The 16,895-nt window shown below is 58.1% G+C and carries 14 protein-coding genes and 1 other RNA gene; 10 read left to right on the top strand and 5 right to left on the bottom strand.

Annotation, left to right across the window (positions count from 1 at the left end; all coding sequences use genetic code 11):
* Window positions 1-243: 243 nt before the first annotated feature.
* Entirely contained in the window at window positions 244-1,917 is a 1,674-nt protein-coding gene (recN, locus tag AO064_RS09220) for a DNA repair protein RecN (protein WP_046034280.1), read from the top strand.
* A gap of 96 nt (window positions 1,918-2,013) precedes the next feature.
* Here the strand turns inward: recN and fur are convergent, their stop codons facing one another.
* Window positions 2,014-2,418: a ferric iron uptake transcriptional regulator gene (gene fur, locus AO064_RS09215; protein ID WP_003194220.1), complete on the bottom strand. Its 405-nt coding sequence runs from the start codon at window positions 2,416-2,418 to the stop codon at window positions 2,014-2,016.
* A 98-nt stretch (window positions 2,419-2,516) separates the two neighbouring features.
* Between fur and AO064_RS09210 the strand changes: the two genes are divergently transcribed.
* On the top strand, window positions 2,517-3,044 hold the full coding sequence (locus AO064_RS09210; protein ID WP_016976810.1) for an outer membrane protein assembly factor BamE: 528 nt from the start codon (window positions 2,517-2,519) through the stop codon (window positions 3,042-3,044).
* A gap of 63 nt (window positions 3,045-3,107) precedes the next feature.
* Here AO064_RS09210 and AO064_RS09205 read toward each other — a convergent pair whose 3' ends face one another.
* The gene (locus AO064_RS09205; protein ID WP_015885935.1) at window positions 3,108-3,410 is read right to left on the bottom strand and encodes an RnfH family protein; all 303 of its coding nucleotides are present in this window, start codon (window positions 3,408-3,410) and stop codon (window positions 3,108-3,110) included.
* Window positions 3,403-3,837: a type II toxin-antitoxin system RatA family toxin gene (locus AO064_RS09200; protein WP_015885936.1), complete on the bottom strand. Its 435-nt coding sequence runs from the start codon at window positions 3,835-3,837 to the stop codon at window positions 3,403-3,405. Before AO064_RS09200 ends, AO064_RS09205 begins: the two co-directional genes overlap by 8 nt.
* A gap of 168 nt (window positions 3,838-4,005) precedes the next feature.
* Here AO064_RS09200 and smpB point away from each other — a divergent pair, with 168 nt between their 5' ends.
* Window positions 4,006-4,488: an SsrA-binding protein SmpB gene (gene smpB, locus AO064_RS09195; RefSeq protein ID WP_003235073.1), complete on the top strand. Its 483-nt coding sequence runs from the start codon at window positions 4,006-4,008 to the stop codon at window positions 4,486-4,488.
* A gap of 36 nt (window positions 4,489-4,524) precedes the next feature.
* Here the strand turns inward: smpB and AO064_RS09190 are convergent, their stop codons facing one another.
* On the bottom strand, window positions 4,525-5,292 hold the full coding sequence (locus AO064_RS09190) for a GntR family transcriptional regulator (RefSeq protein WP_015885937.1): 768 nt from the start codon (window positions 5,290-5,292) through the stop codon (window positions 4,525-4,527).
* A 250-nt stretch (window positions 5,293-5,542) separates the two neighbouring features.
* Between AO064_RS09190 and AO064_RS09185 the strand changes: the two genes are divergently transcribed.
* From AO064_RS09185 to AO064_RS31200, 7 genes are all read left to right on the top strand, one after another.
* Window positions 5,543-7,237 carry a lactate permease LctP family transporter gene (locus AO064_RS09185; RefSeq protein WP_015885938.1) on the top strand — a complete coding sequence of 565 codons (1,695 nt, stop codon included), beginning with the start codon at window positions 5,543-5,545 and terminating at the stop codon, window positions 7,235-7,237.
* Between the two features lie 69 nt (window positions 7,238-7,306).
* Window positions 7,307-10,117 carry an FAD-binding and (Fe-S)-binding domain-containing protein gene (locus AO064_RS09180; protein WP_064053114.1) on the top strand — a complete coding sequence of 937 codons (2,811 nt, stop codon included), beginning with the start codon at window positions 7,307-7,309 and terminating at the stop codon, window positions 10,115-10,117.
* A gap of 150 nt (window positions 10,118-10,267) precedes the next feature.
* Complete coding sequence (locus tag AO064_RS09175) at window positions 10,268-10,546, top strand: hypothetical protein (protein WP_064053113.1); 279 nt, start codon at window positions 10,268-10,270, stop codon at window positions 10,544-10,546.
* Window positions 10,547-10,650: 104 nt separating this feature from the next.
* Window positions 10,651-11,047: a transfer-messenger RNA gene (gene ssrA / locus AO064_RS09170) on the top strand.
* Between the two features lie 187 nt (window positions 11,048-11,234).
* Complete coding sequence (locus AO064_RS09165) at window positions 11,235-12,491, top strand: integrase domain-containing protein (RefSeq protein WP_064053112.1); 1,257 nt, start codon at window positions 11,235-11,237, stop codon at window positions 12,489-12,491.
* 946 nt (window positions 12,492-13,437) lie between these two features.
* Window positions 13,438-14,418 carry an integrase domain-containing protein gene (locus AO064_RS09160; RefSeq protein WP_064053111.1) on the top strand — a complete coding sequence of 327 codons (981 nt, stop codon included), beginning with the start codon at window positions 13,438-13,440 and terminating at the stop codon, window positions 14,416-14,418.
* Window positions 14,415-14,690, top strand: a complete 276-nt coding sequence (locus AO064_RS31200) for a hypothetical protein (protein WP_064053110.1) — start codon at window positions 14,415-14,417, stop codon at window positions 14,688-14,690. The genes AO064_RS09160 and AO064_RS31200 overlap by 4 nt, the downstream gene beginning before the upstream one ends.
* 102 nt (window positions 14,691-14,792) lie before the next feature.
* On the opposite strand, the gene AO064_RS09150 is transcribed toward AO064_RS31200, so the two are convergent.
* Window positions 14,793-16,895 carry a UvrD-helicase domain-containing protein gene (locus AO064_RS09150; RefSeq protein ID WP_064053109.1) on the bottom strand — a complete coding sequence of 701 codons (2,103 nt, stop codon included), beginning with the start codon at window positions 16,893-16,895 and terminating at the stop codon, window positions 14,793-14,795.

The raw sequence follows: 16,895 nt of genomic DNA, 5'->3' as shown, positions 1-16,895 counted from the left end.
TTCAAAATCATGCGCGAACTCAACTCGCGCTTCTGTTCCGGTATATGGGGCCACAATTTCCAGGTTCAAGGGCGCGGGCGTTACCAAAAGTCTTTCCTATGACCGGGATCAATTCCTGCCCATACATTCCTCATCGCGCTAAAAAAAGCGCTCATCCAAGCAAATCGAGCTAATCATCAGGATTGTCAGCCTCGAACAAAACACTGTATAAATAACCATACCTAAAGCCTGGGAGCGGCCGTCATGCTCGTGCACCTGTCCGTACATAACTACGCCATCGTTGAACACCTGGATCTCGAACTGGATCGCGGGATGAGCGTAATCACAGGCGAAACCGGCGCCGGCAAGTCAATCATGCTCGACGCCCTGGGCTTGACCCTTGGGGACCGTGCCGACAGCGGCGTGGTGCGCCCCGGCGCGGACAAGGCCGATATCCTGGCCACTTTCGACCTGGCGGATATTCCCGAAGCCGAGGCGTGGCTGGCGGAGCGCGACCTTAATAATGAAGGCCCGTGCATCCTGCGCCGGGTCATTACTGCGGAAGGCCGCTCACGCGGCTATATCAACGGCACCCCCTGCCCACTGGGCGACTTGAAAGCCCTGGGCGAACTGCTGATCGATATTCACAGCCAGCATGAACACCAGTCGCTGCTGAAAACCGACACTCATCGCCGCCTGCTCGACGAATACGCCGGTGCGACAGACCTTGCCCGCCAGGTGCAACTTGCCGCCCAGCGCTGGCGCCAAACGCGTCAGGAACTGGAGCGACTCTCCAATTCCGGCGACGAACAACGCGCACGCCACCAGCTACTCAGCTATCAGCTCGAAGAGCTGGAAAGCCTGGGCCTGGGCGAGACTGAACTGGAGCAACTCGAGCAGGAACACAAGAACCTCACCAACGCAGAAACCCTGCTGGGCATTTGCCGCCAGGTGGTGGAGCAATGCAGCGAGAGCGACTCCGGTAACGTACTCAACGCGCTGACCGCCAGTCTCAATCGCCTGTCCAGCGTGAACAACGCCTCCGGCTCCCTGAGCGAGGCCACGACCTTACTCACCAGCGCACAGATCCAAGTAGAAGAAGCCGTCGGCGAATTGAACCGCTTCCTGGATCACTTCGATGCCGACCCAGCACGCCTGCAGGAAATAGAAGAACGCCTGGACACCATCTATACCCTGGCGCGCAAACATCGAATCCAACCCACCGAAGTGGCGACGATGCAGCAAAAGTTGCTGGATGAAATCGAGACCCTGAATGCCAACGACGAATCCATCGAACGCCTAGGTGACGAGCTCGCGTCCTTCGCCCGCCACTACCAGGAAAAAGCACGCGAACTGAGCGACCTGCGCCACCAGGCAGCAACCGGCCTGGCCAGCGCAGTGGAGCTGGAGATCCAACGCCTGGGCATGCCCGGCGGGCGCTTCACCATTGAACTGCACGCCAGCACCAGTAACGAATTGCAGCCACATGGCCTGGAACAGGTTGAACTGCTGGTCAGCGCCAACCCTGGGCAGCCGCTCAAAGCATTGGCAAAAGTGGCCTCCGGCGGTGAGCTGTCTCGGATCAGCCTGGCGATCCAGGTGATTACCGCGCAAACCTCTCGGGTACCGACACTGGTATTCGACGAAGTTGACGTGGGGATTGGCGGGCCGACAGCGGAGATTGTTGGCCAATTATTACGACGCCTCGGGGATCGGGGCCAGGTACTGACGGTCACTCACTTGCCACAAGTGGCCGCCCAGGGGCATCAACATCTGTTTGTGCACAAGGTACGCGGCAGTGATGCAACGCACACAGCCGTGTCCAAGCTGAACAAGTCGGAACGTGTGGAGGAAGTGGCGCGCATGCTTGGCGGCATTGATTTGACCAAGGAGTCCCTGGCACACGCGAAGAAAATGGTCGTGGCGGCGAAAGCCTGAGCAGAGCACTTTCCTCATCTTTCCGGCTTATAGAAAGCACGAAGGCGACCCTAAGGTCGCCTTCAATCGTTTTGCAGAGCGAATCTGCAGCGATTTTTACTTTTTCTTACGGATGTACAGAACCAGATTATGGTCGACCAAATCGAAGCCATGCTCCTCGGCAATCTTGTGCTGAAGCGCCTCGATTTCCGGGCTGGTGAACTCGATAACCTCATTGGTATCCAGGTCAACCATATGGTCGTGATGACCACCGTCAGCCAATTCGAACACTGCATGACCGCCGTCGAAATTATGACGAACCACCAGCCCTGCGGCTTCAAACTGGGTCAGCACACGGTAAACCGTGGCCAGGCCGACGTCCTCGTTAGACTCCATCAGCGCCTTGTAAACATCCTCGGCACTCATGTGGCGCTGCTCAGCAGAATCGAGCATTTGTAGAATCTTGACTCGTGGCAGAGTCACTTTAAGACCGGCTTTGCGTAGTTCGCTATTTTCAACCATGGTTAGCTTTCTCGCGGATGCTGCTTCGCAGCTTCTCTTAATACGGGTATGATCGGCGTTTACGTTGTCCCAGCCAAGATAGTGGAAGTCGCCCACCGATGCAAAACACCAAGCTCTTGCTAACCAGTTTCACCTTTGTGGGACTGCTCGCACTCGCCGGTTGTTCATTCCCCGGGGTTTACAAAATCGACATCCAGCAGGGCAATGTCGTCACGCAGGACATGATAGACCAGTTACGCCCCGGAATGACCCGACGGCAAGTACGGTTTATCATGGGTAACCCCCTGCTGACCGACACTTTCCATGCCGATCGCTGGGATTACCTCTACAGCCTGCAGCCAGGTGGCGGTGAACGCCAACAGGAGCGCGTCAGTGTCATCTTCAATGGCAACGACCAGCTTGTCAGCCTGTCCGGCGACTTCATGCCCGGCGTGAGTCGTGATGAAGCCCTGCTCGGCAAGGATAACGGCACTAACGTGACCGCGCCTGCGCAGGAAGGTGAAAAGCCGAAGTCGGAAGTACCGGCCAAGCCAGGCTCCCTGCTCGACAAGATCCAGAAAGACGTCGACGGCGTGGAAACAGTTCCCGTCCCGACACCACAGCCTCTGGACACCAGCCCGCAGTAAGCTTGCGTTGCTCAACAAAAAGCCCGGCATGCCGGGCTTTTTGTTGCCTGCTATTTGGCAAGCCTATGAGCCCTGCTGCTTAGCCAGCGCAGCCTTGGCCGCGCGCAGTCGGCGCACCTCTTTTGGGTCCGCCAGCAACGGTCGGTAAATCTCAATACGATCACCTGCCTGCACGGCACGCACCTCAGCATCCGCAACCACCTTGCCGAATATGCCCAACGGGCAGCCAGCCAGATCCAGCTCAGGAAACTGCGCTGCGATACCTGACGCCCGCACCGCCGCGCGCAGGCTGGTGCCCGCCGCCACCTTCATCGCCAGCAGAACCTGGCGATCCACGGCTGCATACACCACTTCAATCTCAACCATGCAGTTGTTTGGCCCGCTGGCAAAATGCATCCACCAGCGTGTTAGCTGCCTGATTGAACAAGGGGCCCAGCGTTGCTCGCACGATAGGCCCGGCGTAATCAAAGGAAAGATCCAGGCTGATTTTGCAGGCCTTATCCGTCAGCGCCTTGAATACCCACACCCCATGCAGTTGGGTGAACGGGCCTTCCTGCAGATTCATTTCGATGGATTTCCCAGGCACCAGCGCATTACGCGTCACAAAGTGCTGGCTAAGGCCGCCTTTCGCGACCCCAACACTGGCGACCATGTACTCATCACCGCTTTCCAGCACCTCGGCCTTCGAGCACCACGGCAGGAATTCCGGGTAACGCGCCACGTCGTTGACCAGGTCATAGAGCGCCTGAGCCGGATAAGGCAGCAGCGCTGAACGTTGAATATGCGTCGTCATGTGTGCGTTATTTCCACAGCTGAGCGGCAAACATCGCGAAAGAACAGCCCGATCCGCGAAAGAAAAAAACCAGAGAACTGCCCGCATTGTCCGGGATTCGTCGAACACGCTCAAGCACGCAGGTTGACCGTAGCCGACACGCTCGCAACTCCCTATAATGCCGCCCCTATGGCTAAACAAAAGAAACACCCCACAGGGACCATCGCGCAAAATAAAAAGGCGCGACACGATTACTTCATCGAACATCGGTTCGAGGCTGGTCTGGTCCTGGCCGGCTGGGAAGTAAAGAGTCTGCGCGCCAGCAAGCTGCAACTGGTCGACAGCTATGTGCTGCTCAAAGATGGCGAGGCATGGCTGCTGGGCAGTCATATCACCCCGCTGACTACCGCGAGCACCCACGTGATTGCTGACCCGGTGCGTACGCGCAAGCTGCTGCTCAATGCACGCGAACTGGAAAAGCTTGCCGCCGCCGTACAGCAGAAAGGCTATGCCTGTATCTGCCTGTCCTGGTACTGGAGCAAGCACCTGGTCAAATGCGAGATCGCGCTGGGCAAAGGTAAGAAGGAATACGACAAGCGTGATACCGAGCGCGAGCGCGATTCCAATCGCGAACTGCATCGCGCCGTGCGCAACAAGGGCAAGGAAGACTGATCCTTGCAAGCCTGTAGCCCTGGGAGCCTCCCTCGGCTACAGGCCCTTGCGCCGCTCCGCACGCGCCACGCGCTGAACCTCCTGACGAACCTCCTCCAACACTTCCTGCACATACAGCAGATGACGCGTTGAAACTTCCCGCGCCTGCTCGGCACGCCCTTCGATAATCGCCAGGTACAAATCCCTATGCTGACTGATCAGCATGTCGCGGGTTTCCGTACGCTGTTGATACATCCCCCCGATGTTGGTCACCACGTTACGTTTCAGCAGGTCGAACAGACCGCGAATGGTGTGCAGCAATACGGCGTTGTGGCTGGCTTCGGCGATAGCCAAGTGAAACCTGGCATCCGCCGCCCCCTCTTCAGCTCGACTCACTTCATCGGAGCGGGTGTAGCAGTCCTGGAGCGCTTCGAAGGCCGCCGTGAGCCGTTCGCGGTCGACCTCGGTGGCACGTAGCGCCGCGTAATAGGCGCAGGAGGCTTCAAGGGTCTGGCGGAACTCCAAAAGATCACGCTGAACCTCGGGATTATTCTCCAACAGGTGGAGCAGCGGATCACTGAACGTGGAGCCCAAGGACTCCGCCACGTAGTTACCACCGCCCTGACGACTGACGAGCAAACCTTTGGCCGCCAATTTCTGGATTGCCTCCCGCAAAGACGGACGCGACACACCAAACTGCTCAGCCAAAGCGCGCTCGGCGGGCAAGCGCTCACCCGACTTCAGCGTGCCCTCAAGGATCATGCCCTCAAGCTGCTCGACGATATCGTCGGACAAACGGCGCTGACGCACCTGATCAAACCCCATAACTCACTCTCCACCATCCCGACCACTCGCCGGGCCCTCTATTCTGGCCTATCGCCGCACTCGCAGCACCTATCAGAACGCCTTCGATTTATCCGCTCAGATCCGTCGCCTACCCACCTACGACCAAAGTTTCGCGAGCGGCAAATTGACACACCGCCCCGAAGCCTTTTAACCTAGCCCACAGCGATTGTAAATTGGTATTACCAATTATCCAAGCTAACCAAACAACAACAATCAGGGGCCACCCCATATGCAAACCTGGCAACAGCTCTACAGCCCGCTCGGCAGCCTCGGCCTGTCCGCATTAGCGGCCGTCATTCCGATCGTATTCTTCTTCCTGGCCCTGGCCGTATTTCGCCTCAAAGGCCACGTGGCCGGCAGCATCACCTTGGCGCTGTCGATCCTGGTGGCGATCTTTGCCTTTAAGATGCCGGTGGACATGGCACTGGCCGCCGCCGGTTATGGCTTTGCCTACGGCCTGTGGCCTATCGCGTGGATCATTGTCGCCGCGGTGTTCCTCTACAAACTCACGGTTAAGAGCGGCCAGTTTGAGATCATTCGCAGCTCGGTGCTGTCGATCACTGACGACCAGCGCCTGCAAGTGCTGCTGATCGGCTTCTGTTTCGGAGCCTTCCTGGAAGGTGCGGCCGGTTTCGGCGCCCCCGTGGCAATCACCGCCGCACTGCTGGTCGGCCTCGGCTTCAACCCGCTGTACGCCGCGGGTCTGTGCCTGATTGCCAACACCGCACCGGTGGCCTTTGGCGCATTGGGCATCCCGATCATCGTTGCGGGTCAAGTGACCGGCATTGATGCGTTCAAGATCGGCGCCATGACCGGTCGCCAACTGCCGCTGCTGTCGCTGTTCGTGCCGTTCTGGCTGGTGTTCATGATGGACGGCCTGCGCGGCGTGCGTGAAACCTGGCCGGCGGCGCTGGTAGCGGGCTTGAGCTTTGCCATCACCCAGTACTTCACGTCCAACTTCATCGGCCCTGAACTGCCGGATATCACCTCGGCCCTTGCCAGCCTGATTTCCCTGACGCTGTTCCTGAAAGTGTGGCAACCCAAGCGCACCGCTGGCGCACAGATTGCCGGCGCCACTTCCAGCGCGGCAGTCACCGCCAGTGCCGGCGGTTTCGGCCTGCCACGCAACACGGTTGTCTCGCCCTACAGCCTGGTGCAGATTTTCAAGGCCTGGTCACCGTTCCTGATCCTTACCGTGCTGGTGACGATCTGGACGCTCAAACCGTTCAAGGCGATGTTCGCCGCCGGCGGCTCGATGTACAGCTGGGTGTTCAACTTCGCGATTCCGCACTTGGACCAAATGGTGATCAAGGTCGCACCCATCGTGACCAACCCCACCGCGATCCCGGCTGTGTTCAAGCTGGACCCGATTTCCGCGACCGGCACCGCGATTTTCTTCTCTGCATTGATCTCTATGCTGGTGCTTAAGATCAACATTAAAACTGGTCTTACCACTTTAAAAGAGACCTTCTATGAACTTCGCTGGCCCATCCTGTCCATTGGCATGGTGTTGGCGTTCGCATTCGTCACCAATTACTCCGGCATGTCGTCGACCATGGCGCTGGTATTGGCCGGCACCGGTGCAGCCTTCCCGTTCTTCTCGCCTTTCCTCGGGTGGCTGGGCGTTTTCCTGACAGGTTCTGATACCTCGTCCAACGCCCTGTTCAGCTCGCTGCAGGCCACCACTGCGCATCAGATCGGCGTGAACGACACGCTGCTGGTCGCGGCGAATACCAGCGGCGGCGTCACCGGCAAAATGATCTCGCCTCAATCGATCGCCGTGGCGTGCGCCGCCACTGGCCTGGTAGGCAAGGAATCCGACCTGTTCCGCTTTACCCTCAAGCACAGCCTGTTCTTTGCCACGATCGTCGGGCTGATCACCCTGGCCCAGGCTTACTGGTTCACCGGTATGCTGGTGCACTGAGACCTGCACGCAATAGGGTAAGAATCGACGCCGGATACGATTCCGGCGTCAGCTATTTCTGGAGGACCGATGAGCCTGCCTGCTGCTTTCCTGAGCGACGTCGCACACTTGATCCCGAAAGATCGGCGTTTCGACGACGCGCTTTCCACCCTCGCTTTCGGCACCGACGCCAGCTTTTACCGACTGATCCCACAGTTGGTGATCCGCGTGGAATCGGAGGACGAAGTCGTTACGCTGCTGCAACTCGCTCAGCGCGACCGCGTACCGGTAACTTTCCGCGCTGCGGGCACCAGCCTGTCCGGGCAAGCCATCAGCGATTCAGTGCTGATCGTACTGGGCGACAACTGGAACGGCCGCGAAATCCGTGGGCAAGGCACACAAATCCGCCTGCAGCCCGGTGTCATCGGCGCTCAGGCGAACGCGTGGCTGGCACCGTTCGGGCGCAAGATCGGGCCGGATCCGGCGTCGATCAACGCCTGCAAAATCGGCGGCATTGTCGCCAATAACGCCAGCGGCATGTGCTGCGGCACCGCGCAGAACACCTATCACACCTTGGCCGGGATTCGCCTCGTACTGGCTGACGGCAGTCGCGTGGACACCGAAGACGCGGCCAGCGTTAAGGCGTTTCGTGAACAGCACGGGCCGCTGCTTGAACGCCTGGCGACACTGGGCCGCGAAACCCGGGCGAATGCTGAGCTGGCGGCAAAAATACGCCACAAATACCGTCTGAAAAATACCACCGGCCTGTCACTCAACGCCTTGGTGGATTTTGATGAGCCACTGGATATCCTCAGCCACCTGTTGGTGGGCTCCGAGGGCACCCTTGGTTTTATCAGCGCGGTCACCTACGACACCGTGATCGATCACCCGAACAAAGCATCGGCGTTGATTGTGTTTCCGGACGTCGAGACCTGCTGCAACGCAGTGAGCGTCCTTAAAACCCAACCGGTCTCGGCCGTCGAGCTACTGGACCGTCGCAGCCTGCGCTCGGTACAGAACAAGCCGGGCATGCCCGCGTTCGTACAGCAGCTATCGGAAACTGCCTGCGCCCTGTTGATCGAATCCCGTGCGGCGTCTTCGTCCTTGCTGCATGAGCAACTGGTGCTGATCATGGCCTCCCTCGCCCAATTCCCGGTAGAGAAGCAGGTCGATTTCACGGAAGACCCCGTGGAAAACGCCCGCCTGTGGGCAATCCGCAAAGACACCTTCCCAGCCGTCGGTGCCGTGCGCAAAACCGGCACCACCGTGATCATCGAGGACGTGACCTTCCCGGTTGAGCAACTGGCAATCGGCGTCAACCGCTTGATCGAACTGTTCGACAAACATCACTACGACGAAGCGATACTTTTCGGACACGCACTGGAAGGCAATCTGCACTTCGTGTTCACTCAAGGCTTCAACAGCGCGGAAGAAGTCACGCGCTACCAAGCGTTCATGGACGACGTGGCGCAATTGGTGGCGGTGGAGTTTGGGGGCTCGTTGAAAGCCGAACACGGCACCGGCCGCAATATGGCGCCGTTTGTCGAGCTGGAATGGGGCAGCGACGCCTATCAATTGATGTGGCAACTCAAGCGGCTACTCGACCCCAACGGCATCCTCAATCCGGACGTGGTGCTCAGCGAAGACCCACACATCCACCTCAAGCACCTCAAGCCGCTGCCCGCCGCCGATGAGCTTGTGGATAAGTGCATCGAATGCGGCTTCTGCGAACCGGTGTGCCCGTCGAAAGGCCTGACCTTGAGCCCACGGCAACGCATCGTGATCTGGCGCGATATCCAGGCAAAAAAACGCGCCGGTGTCGACACCACTGAGCTGGAAGCCGCCTATCACTACCAGGGCATCGACACCTGCGCTGCCACCGGCCTGTGCGCCCAACGCTGCCCCGTGGGAATCAATACCGGCGACCTGGTGAAAAAACTGCGCAGCCGCGACGCCGACCGTACGAAAACGGCCGAATGGCTCGCCACTCATTTCGCCACTGCACTGCAAGGCGCGCGCTTCACCCTGCATGTGGCCAATGGCGCGCGCATGCTGCTGGGCGCACCTCGCCTGGCGGAGCTGTCGGCCAGCGTGACCAAGCTGTCCAAGGGACAGATTCCGCAATGGACCCCTGCCATGCCGCAGCCGGAAAAAGCCATTCGCTTCAGCCCGGCCGTGACGGACGAGCGGCCACGCGTGGTCTACCTGGCCGCCTGCGTGTCACGCGCCATGGGCCCGGCGGCGGGGGATAAGGAACAGATGTCGCTGTATGACAAAACCCGCAATCTGTTGGAAAAAGCCGGTTACCAAGTCGTGTTTCCCGACAATGAGGACAGCCTGTGCTGCGGCCAGCCTTTCGCCTCCAAAGGCTATGCCGAACAGGCCGAACACAAGCGCCAGGAACTGATCGGCGCGCTGCTGCACGCCAGCCGTGGCGGGCTCGATCCGATCTACTGCGACACCAGCCCCTGCACCCTGCGCCTGGTACAGGACCTGGGCGAAACCCGCCTGGATCTTTACGACCCGGTGCGTTTTATCCGCACCCACCTGATGGATCGCCTCGACTTCACGCCCCAGGAAGCGCCGATCGCCGTGCACGTCACCTGCAGCACCCAGCACCTGGGCGAAAGCCAGGCCCTGATCGACCTGGCCCGACGCTGCTCCAACACCGTGGTCATCCCGGAGGGCATTCATTGCTGCGGTTTTGCCGGCGACAAAGGCTTCACCACGCCGGAGCTCAACGCCCACTCACTGCGCACGCTCAAGGACGCGGTGCAATATTGCAGCGAAGGCATCTCCACCAGCCGTACCTGCGAGATCGGCCTGAGCCAGCATGGCGGCATTGATTATCACGGCTTGGTCTACCTGGTGGACCGTGTCACCCAGGCCCGCGCACACTGATCCAGCAAAAATGATCCTGCAAAAAAACAGAACCCCTGCGCGCCGGCGCAGTCATCTGCATAGGCCTCGACAAACGAGGCTCATCCGTGATGTCGCTGGCAACCGTTCAACGCCAGCAGCGTCGAGCCCCTTTGCGCAAGGAGATACCCTATGAAGCGTTCCGCTCTTGCTGGCTTGTTCGTTACCGCTGCGATGTTGGCTTCGCCTGTGTTCGCTGCGGGCGAGCCCGATCTGTGCAAAATCAATCTGGACAAAATCAACAACGGTAAAGCGCTGCTCGCCACTGACACCAGCGGTAAAAGCGGCGAGATCGACACCGCCGTCTCCCAAGCCAAAGCGGCCCACGCCGCGGGCGATGACAAAAGGTGCATCGAGATCACCTCGAAGGCACTGCAAGACCTGCAGAACAGCGAAAAAGGCGGTCAATAGGCTGCTCCTTCACGGAAGGCCAACCTTCGGGTTGGCCTTCCGTGACCGTTTGGCGTACACTGCACAGGCTTGTCACTCACTAAGAAACAACGAGTTACAAGCACGGGGCCGTTTAGGATTCGACGCCGGTCGCGAAACTTTAGGTGCATGCCGAGTTGGTAACAGAACTCGTAAATCCACTGTTGCAACTTCTTATAGTTGCCAATGACGAAAACTACGGCCAGGAATTCGCTCTCGCTGCGTAAGCAGCCTTAGCCCTGAGCTTCTGGTACCTTCGGGTCCAGCAATCACCAGGGGATGTCTGTAAACCCAAAGTGATTGTCATATAGAACAGAATCGCCGTGCAGTACGTTGTGGACGAAGCGGCTAAAACTTACACAACTCGCCCAAAGCACCCTGCCCTTCGGGTCGCTGAGGGTTAACTTAATAGAAACGGCTACGCATGTAGTACCGACAGCGGAGTACTGGCGGACGGGGGTTCAAATCCCCCCGGCTCCACCAAATGATCAAAAAAAGACGTCCACGGACGTCTTTTTTTGTGCCTGAGATCCAGTAAATACGCGACCTCCAGTGCTTTTGCGGTCCTATGAGATTTTTTGAGTTCCAGCCATTCGGGTATTCCAAACAGTATTCCAGCCCATCCGGTGCTAATCTTTGGAATACCGAATCAGTGCCTGAGGACAATCTCATGCCTACCCAAAACCTCCGCCTCTCCGATCGACAGCTCAAGGGAGTCAAGCCCGCGTCCAAGGATTACGTCCTCACTGACGGTGACGGTTTGCAGCTCCGCGTACGCAGCAACGGCTCGTTGCTGTGGAATTTCAACTACCGCGAACCGCTCACCAAAAAGCGCATCAACATCGGCTTCGGGACCTACCCCGAACTGTCACTGGCGAACGCACGAAAGAAGGCAGTCGAAGCGCGCGAGCTGCTCGCCCAGGGCATCGACCCGAAGGTGCAGCGCAATACGCTGAATGAAGCCAAGCGCGCAGAAACGGAACACACCTTCGAGAACGTGGCTACCGCCTGGTTCGAGCTCAAGAAAGACTCGGTCACCTCGGCCTACGCCGAGGACATTTGGCGATCGCTAACGCTGCACCTGCTCCCCGATTTGAAGACGACGCCACTCGCGAAAATCACCGCGCCGATGGTGATCGAATTGCTTCGTCCGATCGAAGCGAAAGGCAGCTTGGAGACGGTCAAGCGTCTTAGTCAGCGGCTGAACGAGATCATGACCTACGGCGTGAACTCAGGCCTGATCTTCGCCAACCCGCTCAGCGGTATCAGGGCGGTTTTCAAGAAGCCCAAGAAAGAGAACATGGCTGCGCTTCCGCCAGAAGAGCTCCCCGAGCTCATGCTGGAGATCGCGAACGCCAGCATCAAACGCACCACCCGCTGTCTGATCGAATGGCAGTTGCATACCATGACTCGCCCTGCCGAGGCGGCGACCACTCGTTGGACAGACATCGACTTTGAGAGGCGTGTCTGGACCATCCCTCCGGAGCAAATGAAGAAGCGCCGTCCACACAGCATCCCGTTGAGTGATCACGCTGTTGCACTACTGGAATCACTCAAGTCTCACAGCGGCCATCGCGAATACGTCTTCCCGGCAGACAGAAATCCACGCACCCACGCCAATAGCCAAACTGCCAACATGGCGTTGAAGCGTATGGGCTTCCAGGATCGCTTAGTCAGCCACGGCATGCGTTCGATGGCGAGCACCATCTTGAATGAGCATGGGTGGGACCCGGAGCTTATTGAAGTCGCACTGGCGCACGTCGACAGGGATGAGGTGCGGAGCGCCTACAACCGCGCCGACTACATTGAGCGCCGGCGTCCGATGATGGCCTGGTGGAGTGAGCACATCCAGAAAGCCGCCACCGGTAGCCTGCTCGCCTCAGCATACGGCCAAGTCAGAGACAAGAACGTGGTGCCGATCCGCTAGCGCTGTACAGGCGTAAGAACTGCAGCGACAACAACTGAACGTTCAAGATTCGGGGCAAGCAGCCTCGTTTATCCGCTTCTAAGCGCGGGTCCATCCAAACAGGGCTGCAAAGCCGCCCTGTTTGGATGGACCTTACTTTGAAGAGCTAAAAGCGACCACGTTGTCCAGGATTTACCACGGAATTCCACCGGTGGATAACCGCTTTTCTCATCCCAAGCAGCGCTGAATTTCGACCCTTGACCGGGTTTATCCACAGGCGTAGAACTGGCCGTGCAAGCGCTGTCGATGACAGCACCCCAAGTGGCCCGAACCTTCAAGGTCACGCCGCTCCCGCGGTGGTTCTCCCCAAGGGCGATTCGCATCCGGCAGCTCGCCCGGTCACTCCCAGTGATGGATGCTCTTACACATATGGCCCTCATGCGCCAGAAACACCGTCCTGCGCTGCCCTGCAGCAACCTATCCGCTTGGCCGGATATTGCGCCAACCTGTGCCCGTCTCTTTCTTCTGGAAAGAGACGGGCACTCCTACCACTGCTGCAGCCCTGATCACACATGACTTTGCGGCAATCCCCCTCGTGACAATCGGCGTGACAAACGCCGATGTCACCAGCAACAGCCATGCAGATGATGGTGCCGCAGACCAGGGAATGGACTGCACCTGACTGACAGTCAGGCATGCCCCGGTCATCGCATTGCTGCCTTCACCCGGCTCAGGATCTTCAGGCGCTGGTTTAGTCAGCCAGCACTGCCTCCACCCGCCCACCGGTAACGGTGTTCAGGAGGCCAGATCATGAGATGCCCAAGCTCTTGGCCGTAAGGAGCCGTAAGTCCCGCGTAAGTGGACATCCCCACAGGCCGCAGGGGCCTTGATCCCTGATAACACTCAGCATTCTTGGCGGGATGACGTGGGGGCAACGGTTCGAGAGGTGGTGACGGAGGTAAAGGGTATGAAACGGGTCGGTAAGCGTGATGGCCGGAACTTCGGCTGGGGCAGGCAATTGAGCTACGCACTAAGCTACGCATTGCAAGGCAAATATGGCGGCGGCCACTTTGGCACCGTTAGAGCACATTGTGATCGGTGCAGAATCTTTGCTAGATGGTGCTCGTCCAGCGATGGCCCGGGTATCAATGACGCGCAGAAGATTGATCACCAAGTACTTGCGGACTACGCGACTTACGTTGGCGGTCAGGTCGAGCGGGGTGAGATCGCCGTCAGTACAGCGGTGAATCGCCTGTCCAGTGTGAACATCGGTTTGGAGGCGCTTCGAGGTGATCGGCATTTGAGGTTGCCAAGCCCGAGCAAGACGTTGGGTGTACAGCGCAGCAGGGTTCGTCACTCAGTACCACTGGGGCAAGATCGCGCGAAAGTGCAGCAGATTGTCGATGCGCTTTGCGATCGTGAACAGCTACGCGCTGCGGCGATTGTTAAGTTGGCACGGGCCACAGGGATGCGCTTGCGCGAAGCCATATTGGCTGATTTGCCCCGATTGATCCGCGAGGCCCATAAGCTCGGCAAGATCAATATCCAGGACGGCACGAAAGGTGGCCGAGGAGGTGCATCGGCGCCCCGATGGATTGGGGTGGATGACCGTATTCGCGATGCACTGAGGCTTGCGGCGCAAGTGTCGCCGGCGGGTAGCCGCAACATGATTGCGCCAAGCGAAAGCTATGCGAACCTTTTGCAGCGAGTAGCCGGAGCGGCACGGGAGGTCCTGCATGCACATGATCTGAAAGGCTTTCATGAACTGCGCGCGGCGTTCGCGTGTGAGCGCTATGAGCAGATTACCCAGCATCGTGCACCAATTAACGGTGGTCATTGCTTTGCCGTAGATCGGCCCCTCGATCGTGAGGCTCGCATACAGATCAGCTATGAACTGGGGCATGGCCGCATCGAAGTAGTTGCTGCGTACATCGGGGGGCGGGTATGACCAAAGCGTTTGATATGGAGGTGTTCTTGGGTGGTGTGCTGACCGGATCGCATGCGACGCGTCAGCGACATTTGCGGCAAGCGAAGATTATCCACGCTGCAATTGCAGAGCGATGGCAGCGGCAGACGCCTTGGGGTTGGAAGCGGAAACATCTGGCTTGGTTTCTCAAATATCGACTGAAACAGCGCAGCGAGGAGACCCGATATTACTATCTACTCACTGCTCGGTTGATCACTCGGCGCCTAGAAATACCATGGGTTTTCGACCTTTGAGCGAAAACTGGACTCCAATGCGACCGAAGGCAAGGCATCGCCTCCAGCGCGCATTGAGAGCCTAAAGAGTTGTGCCTCACAACCCAACCGTGGCCTTCTATTTCAAAACCACTCACTCATCTGTCCGTACCCATAGACAAACGCCAGCTTTCGAGCCCTGGTCAGACTGACGTAAATGAGCGCACGCTCCTCGTTTTCCTTCTGGCGTCTGGTCACCAGATCAGCTGCCTGGCTAACCACGAAGTCCAGGGGGACCAAACCCTTATTCACAGAGAGGATGAATACCGCATCAAATTCAAGCCCCTTCACCCGGTGCATGGTCGCCAGGTTGATGGCACCATCAGGGGTGGAGGCACTGTCACGATCCAGCATATGACAGCGCAGGCCACAGCTCTCGAATGTAGCTTGAATTTCCAGTAATTCCTTGCGGGTACGAGCGATCACGCAGCAATTGTCAGAGGCCATATCATTGGCCTGAAGGTCCCCTATGACCTGTCGTACCTGCTCAGCCATACCGGCAAAACTCCTGATGACCGGACTAGGTCCGTGCATCAGCGAATGGTAATAAGCGTTGCTATCCTCGCCGCCATCAAGATCGTCCACGGACACACCCTCAAGCACACTAACCGCGACCTTTCGGGTTTCATCCGTAGTACGGTAGTTCACTTTGAGGCGGGAACTGCGACCTCGAATATCGATACCGCATTGGCCCAATATCACCTTGTTCTTGCCATAAATGCGCTGGTGCCCATCCCCGACAATGAACAAATCGTTAGAACTCGGAGGTACCAGAGCACGAATCAGCATGAATGCCTGGGTGCCCATATCCTGCGCCTCATCCACGATAACTGCGCACAGCTCCGGTCGGAGCTCAGCGCGGCCTTCAAGCAGCCGGCGCGCATCGCGATAAGCGTCATCCGGTTCCTTGAGGTAATTGCTCGACAGCAGATGTCGGTAGCGTTCAAACACAGGCCAGATATCGATACGCTGCTGCCTATTCAGTGGCGTGCCGCGACCGATACGTGAAGCGGTCTTGAACTCATCGGCAGTCATGATCGATAGTGGCTGAACCACCCTCGCCCATTCTTCCTGGAAGAACGCGAGACTCAGCTCAGAGCCTGCCGGCTTATCGGAGTAAGCCTGCTCCCAGAGTTGCCTTTCCTGCTGGGCATTCATCAACAGCCCATAATCATAGCCCTGCTTCTTCAGGAAGCTGATCACCCAAGCATCCAGGTTGATTACCTCGATACGTTCGCGTTGTGCCGGGTTGCAAATCTTGTTCAGATTTTGCTGGATATCCGTCGCTAGGTTGCGAGTAAAGGTGGTGAACAGCACCTTATTACCTGGACTGGCCACATGCTCGGCCAGCCATTTGGCACGATGCATGGCCACTACGGTCTTGCCAGTACCGGCACCGCCCAGCACTCGCACCGGGCCATTCTTCTTGCCTTCCACCAAGCGCCGCTGCGCCGGGTGCAGAAAAACCCGCCATTTCTCCAGCGACTGATTGAGCACCTCCTGTAGTGCCTCTTCATTTTCTGCCACAACAAAGCACGCGCGAGATTCGGGGCGCGCCAATGCCGTAGTGAAGTCGTCGGTATCCACCTGCTGTGTAACTACTGGAACAACCTCGTTGAAAGCCTCCTGGAAGCTGGCGCCAGCCATCAACATGAACAAGCCATCATGTACATCTGCCGGGATCTGCTCATTAAGGCGCGCCGTGTCCAGATCAGCCTCGATCTTCATGCTACGCACCAGTGGCAAGGCCTCCTCCGGCACTCCCAACTGAATCAGCTGACGATCGCGGATGGAATCAAACAGCCCAGGCTGTGCAACCATGGCAGGCTGTTCGGGCGCCACCAACTCTTGCTCCTGAACAGTAAATACTTGCAGACTGCCTGTGTTGGGGTTGATCTCGACCTTACGACGGGCCGCCCAAAAGTAAGCCTGCTCGTGGTGGTCTATGTAGAGCATCAGATATAAGTTCTGTTTCTCCACTGTCGCCAGGATGATTCGAACATCTTGGTTCACCCGGATCGAACGCAGTTTGTCATCCCTGAAAGCTGTCAGCTTTTCGTAGTGCAGACCGCCATGCTGCGGATCCTGCTGGAACAGCATGACCGCCTTGTTAGCCTGAGCTTGCTCGTTCGGCGTGAGCTTCAACAGGCTGTCAAAATATTTGTCCGAAAACGCAACACTAACCAT

Source organism: Pseudomonas marginalis (genome assembly GCF_001645105.1).
Lineage (GTDB): Bacteria > Pseudomonadota > Gammaproteobacteria > Pseudomonadales > Pseudomonadaceae > Aquipseudomonas > Aquipseudomonas petroselini.
This window is presented reverse-complemented; position numbering and strand designations above follow the sequence as displayed.

What these genes read in the sequence shown, in the direction of transcription:
- recN (WP_046034280.1), top strand. Translation starts at nt 244, where the DNA reads ATGCTCGTGCACCTGTCCGTACATAACTACGCCATCGTTGAACACCTG.
- fur (WP_003194220.1), bottom strand. Translation starts at nt 2,418, where the DNA reads ATGGTTGAAAATAGCGAACTACGCAAAGCCGGTCTTAAAGTGACTCTG.
- AO064_RS09210 (WP_016976810.1), top strand. Translation starts at nt 2,517, where the DNA reads ATGCAAAACACCAAGCTCTTGCTAACCAGTTTCACCTTTGTGGGACTG.
- AO064_RS09205 (WP_015885935.1), bottom strand. Translation starts at nt 3,410, where the DNA reads ATGGTTGAGATTGAAGTGGTGTATGCAGCCGTGGATCGCCAGGTTCTG.
- AO064_RS09200 (WP_015885936.1), bottom strand. Translation starts at nt 3,837, where the DNA reads ATGACGACGCATATTCAACGTTCAGCGCTGCTGCCTTATCCGGCTCAG.
- smpB (WP_003235073.1), top strand. Translation starts at nt 4,006, where the DNA reads ATGGCTAAACAAAAGAAACACCCCACAGGGACCATCGCGCAAAATAAA.
- AO064_RS09190 (WP_015885937.1), bottom strand. Translation starts at nt 5,292, where the DNA reads ATGGGGTTTGATCAGGTGCGTCAGCGCCGTTTGTCCGACGATATCGTC.
- AO064_RS09185 (WP_015885938.1), top strand. Translation starts at nt 5,543, where the DNA reads ATGCAAACCTGGCAACAGCTCTACAGCCCGCTCGGCAGCCTCGGCCTG.
- AO064_RS09180 (WP_064053114.1), top strand. Translation starts at nt 7,307, where the DNA reads ATGAGCCTGCCTGCTGCTTTCCTGAGCGACGTCGCACACTTGATCCCG.
- AO064_RS09175 (WP_064053113.1), top strand. Translation starts at nt 10,268, where the DNA reads ATGAAGCGTTCCGCTCTTGCTGGCTTGTTCGTTACCGCTGCGATGTTG.
- AO064_RS09165 (WP_064053112.1), top strand. Translation starts at nt 11,235, where the DNA reads ATGCCTACCCAAAACCTCCGCCTCTCCGATCGACAGCTCAAGGGAGTC.
- AO064_RS09160 (WP_064053111.1), top strand. Translation starts at nt 13,438, where the DNA reads ATGAAACGGGTCGGTAAGCGTGATGGCCGGAACTTCGGCTGGGGCAGG.
- AO064_RS31200 (WP_064053110.1), top strand. Translation starts at nt 14,415, where the DNA reads ATGACCAAAGCGTTTGATATGGAGGTGTTCTTGGGTGGTGTGCTGACC.
- AO064_RS09150 (WP_064053109.1), bottom strand. Translation starts at nt 16,895, where the DNA reads ATGGTTAGTGTTGCGTTTTCGGACAAATATTTTGACAGCCTGTTGAAG.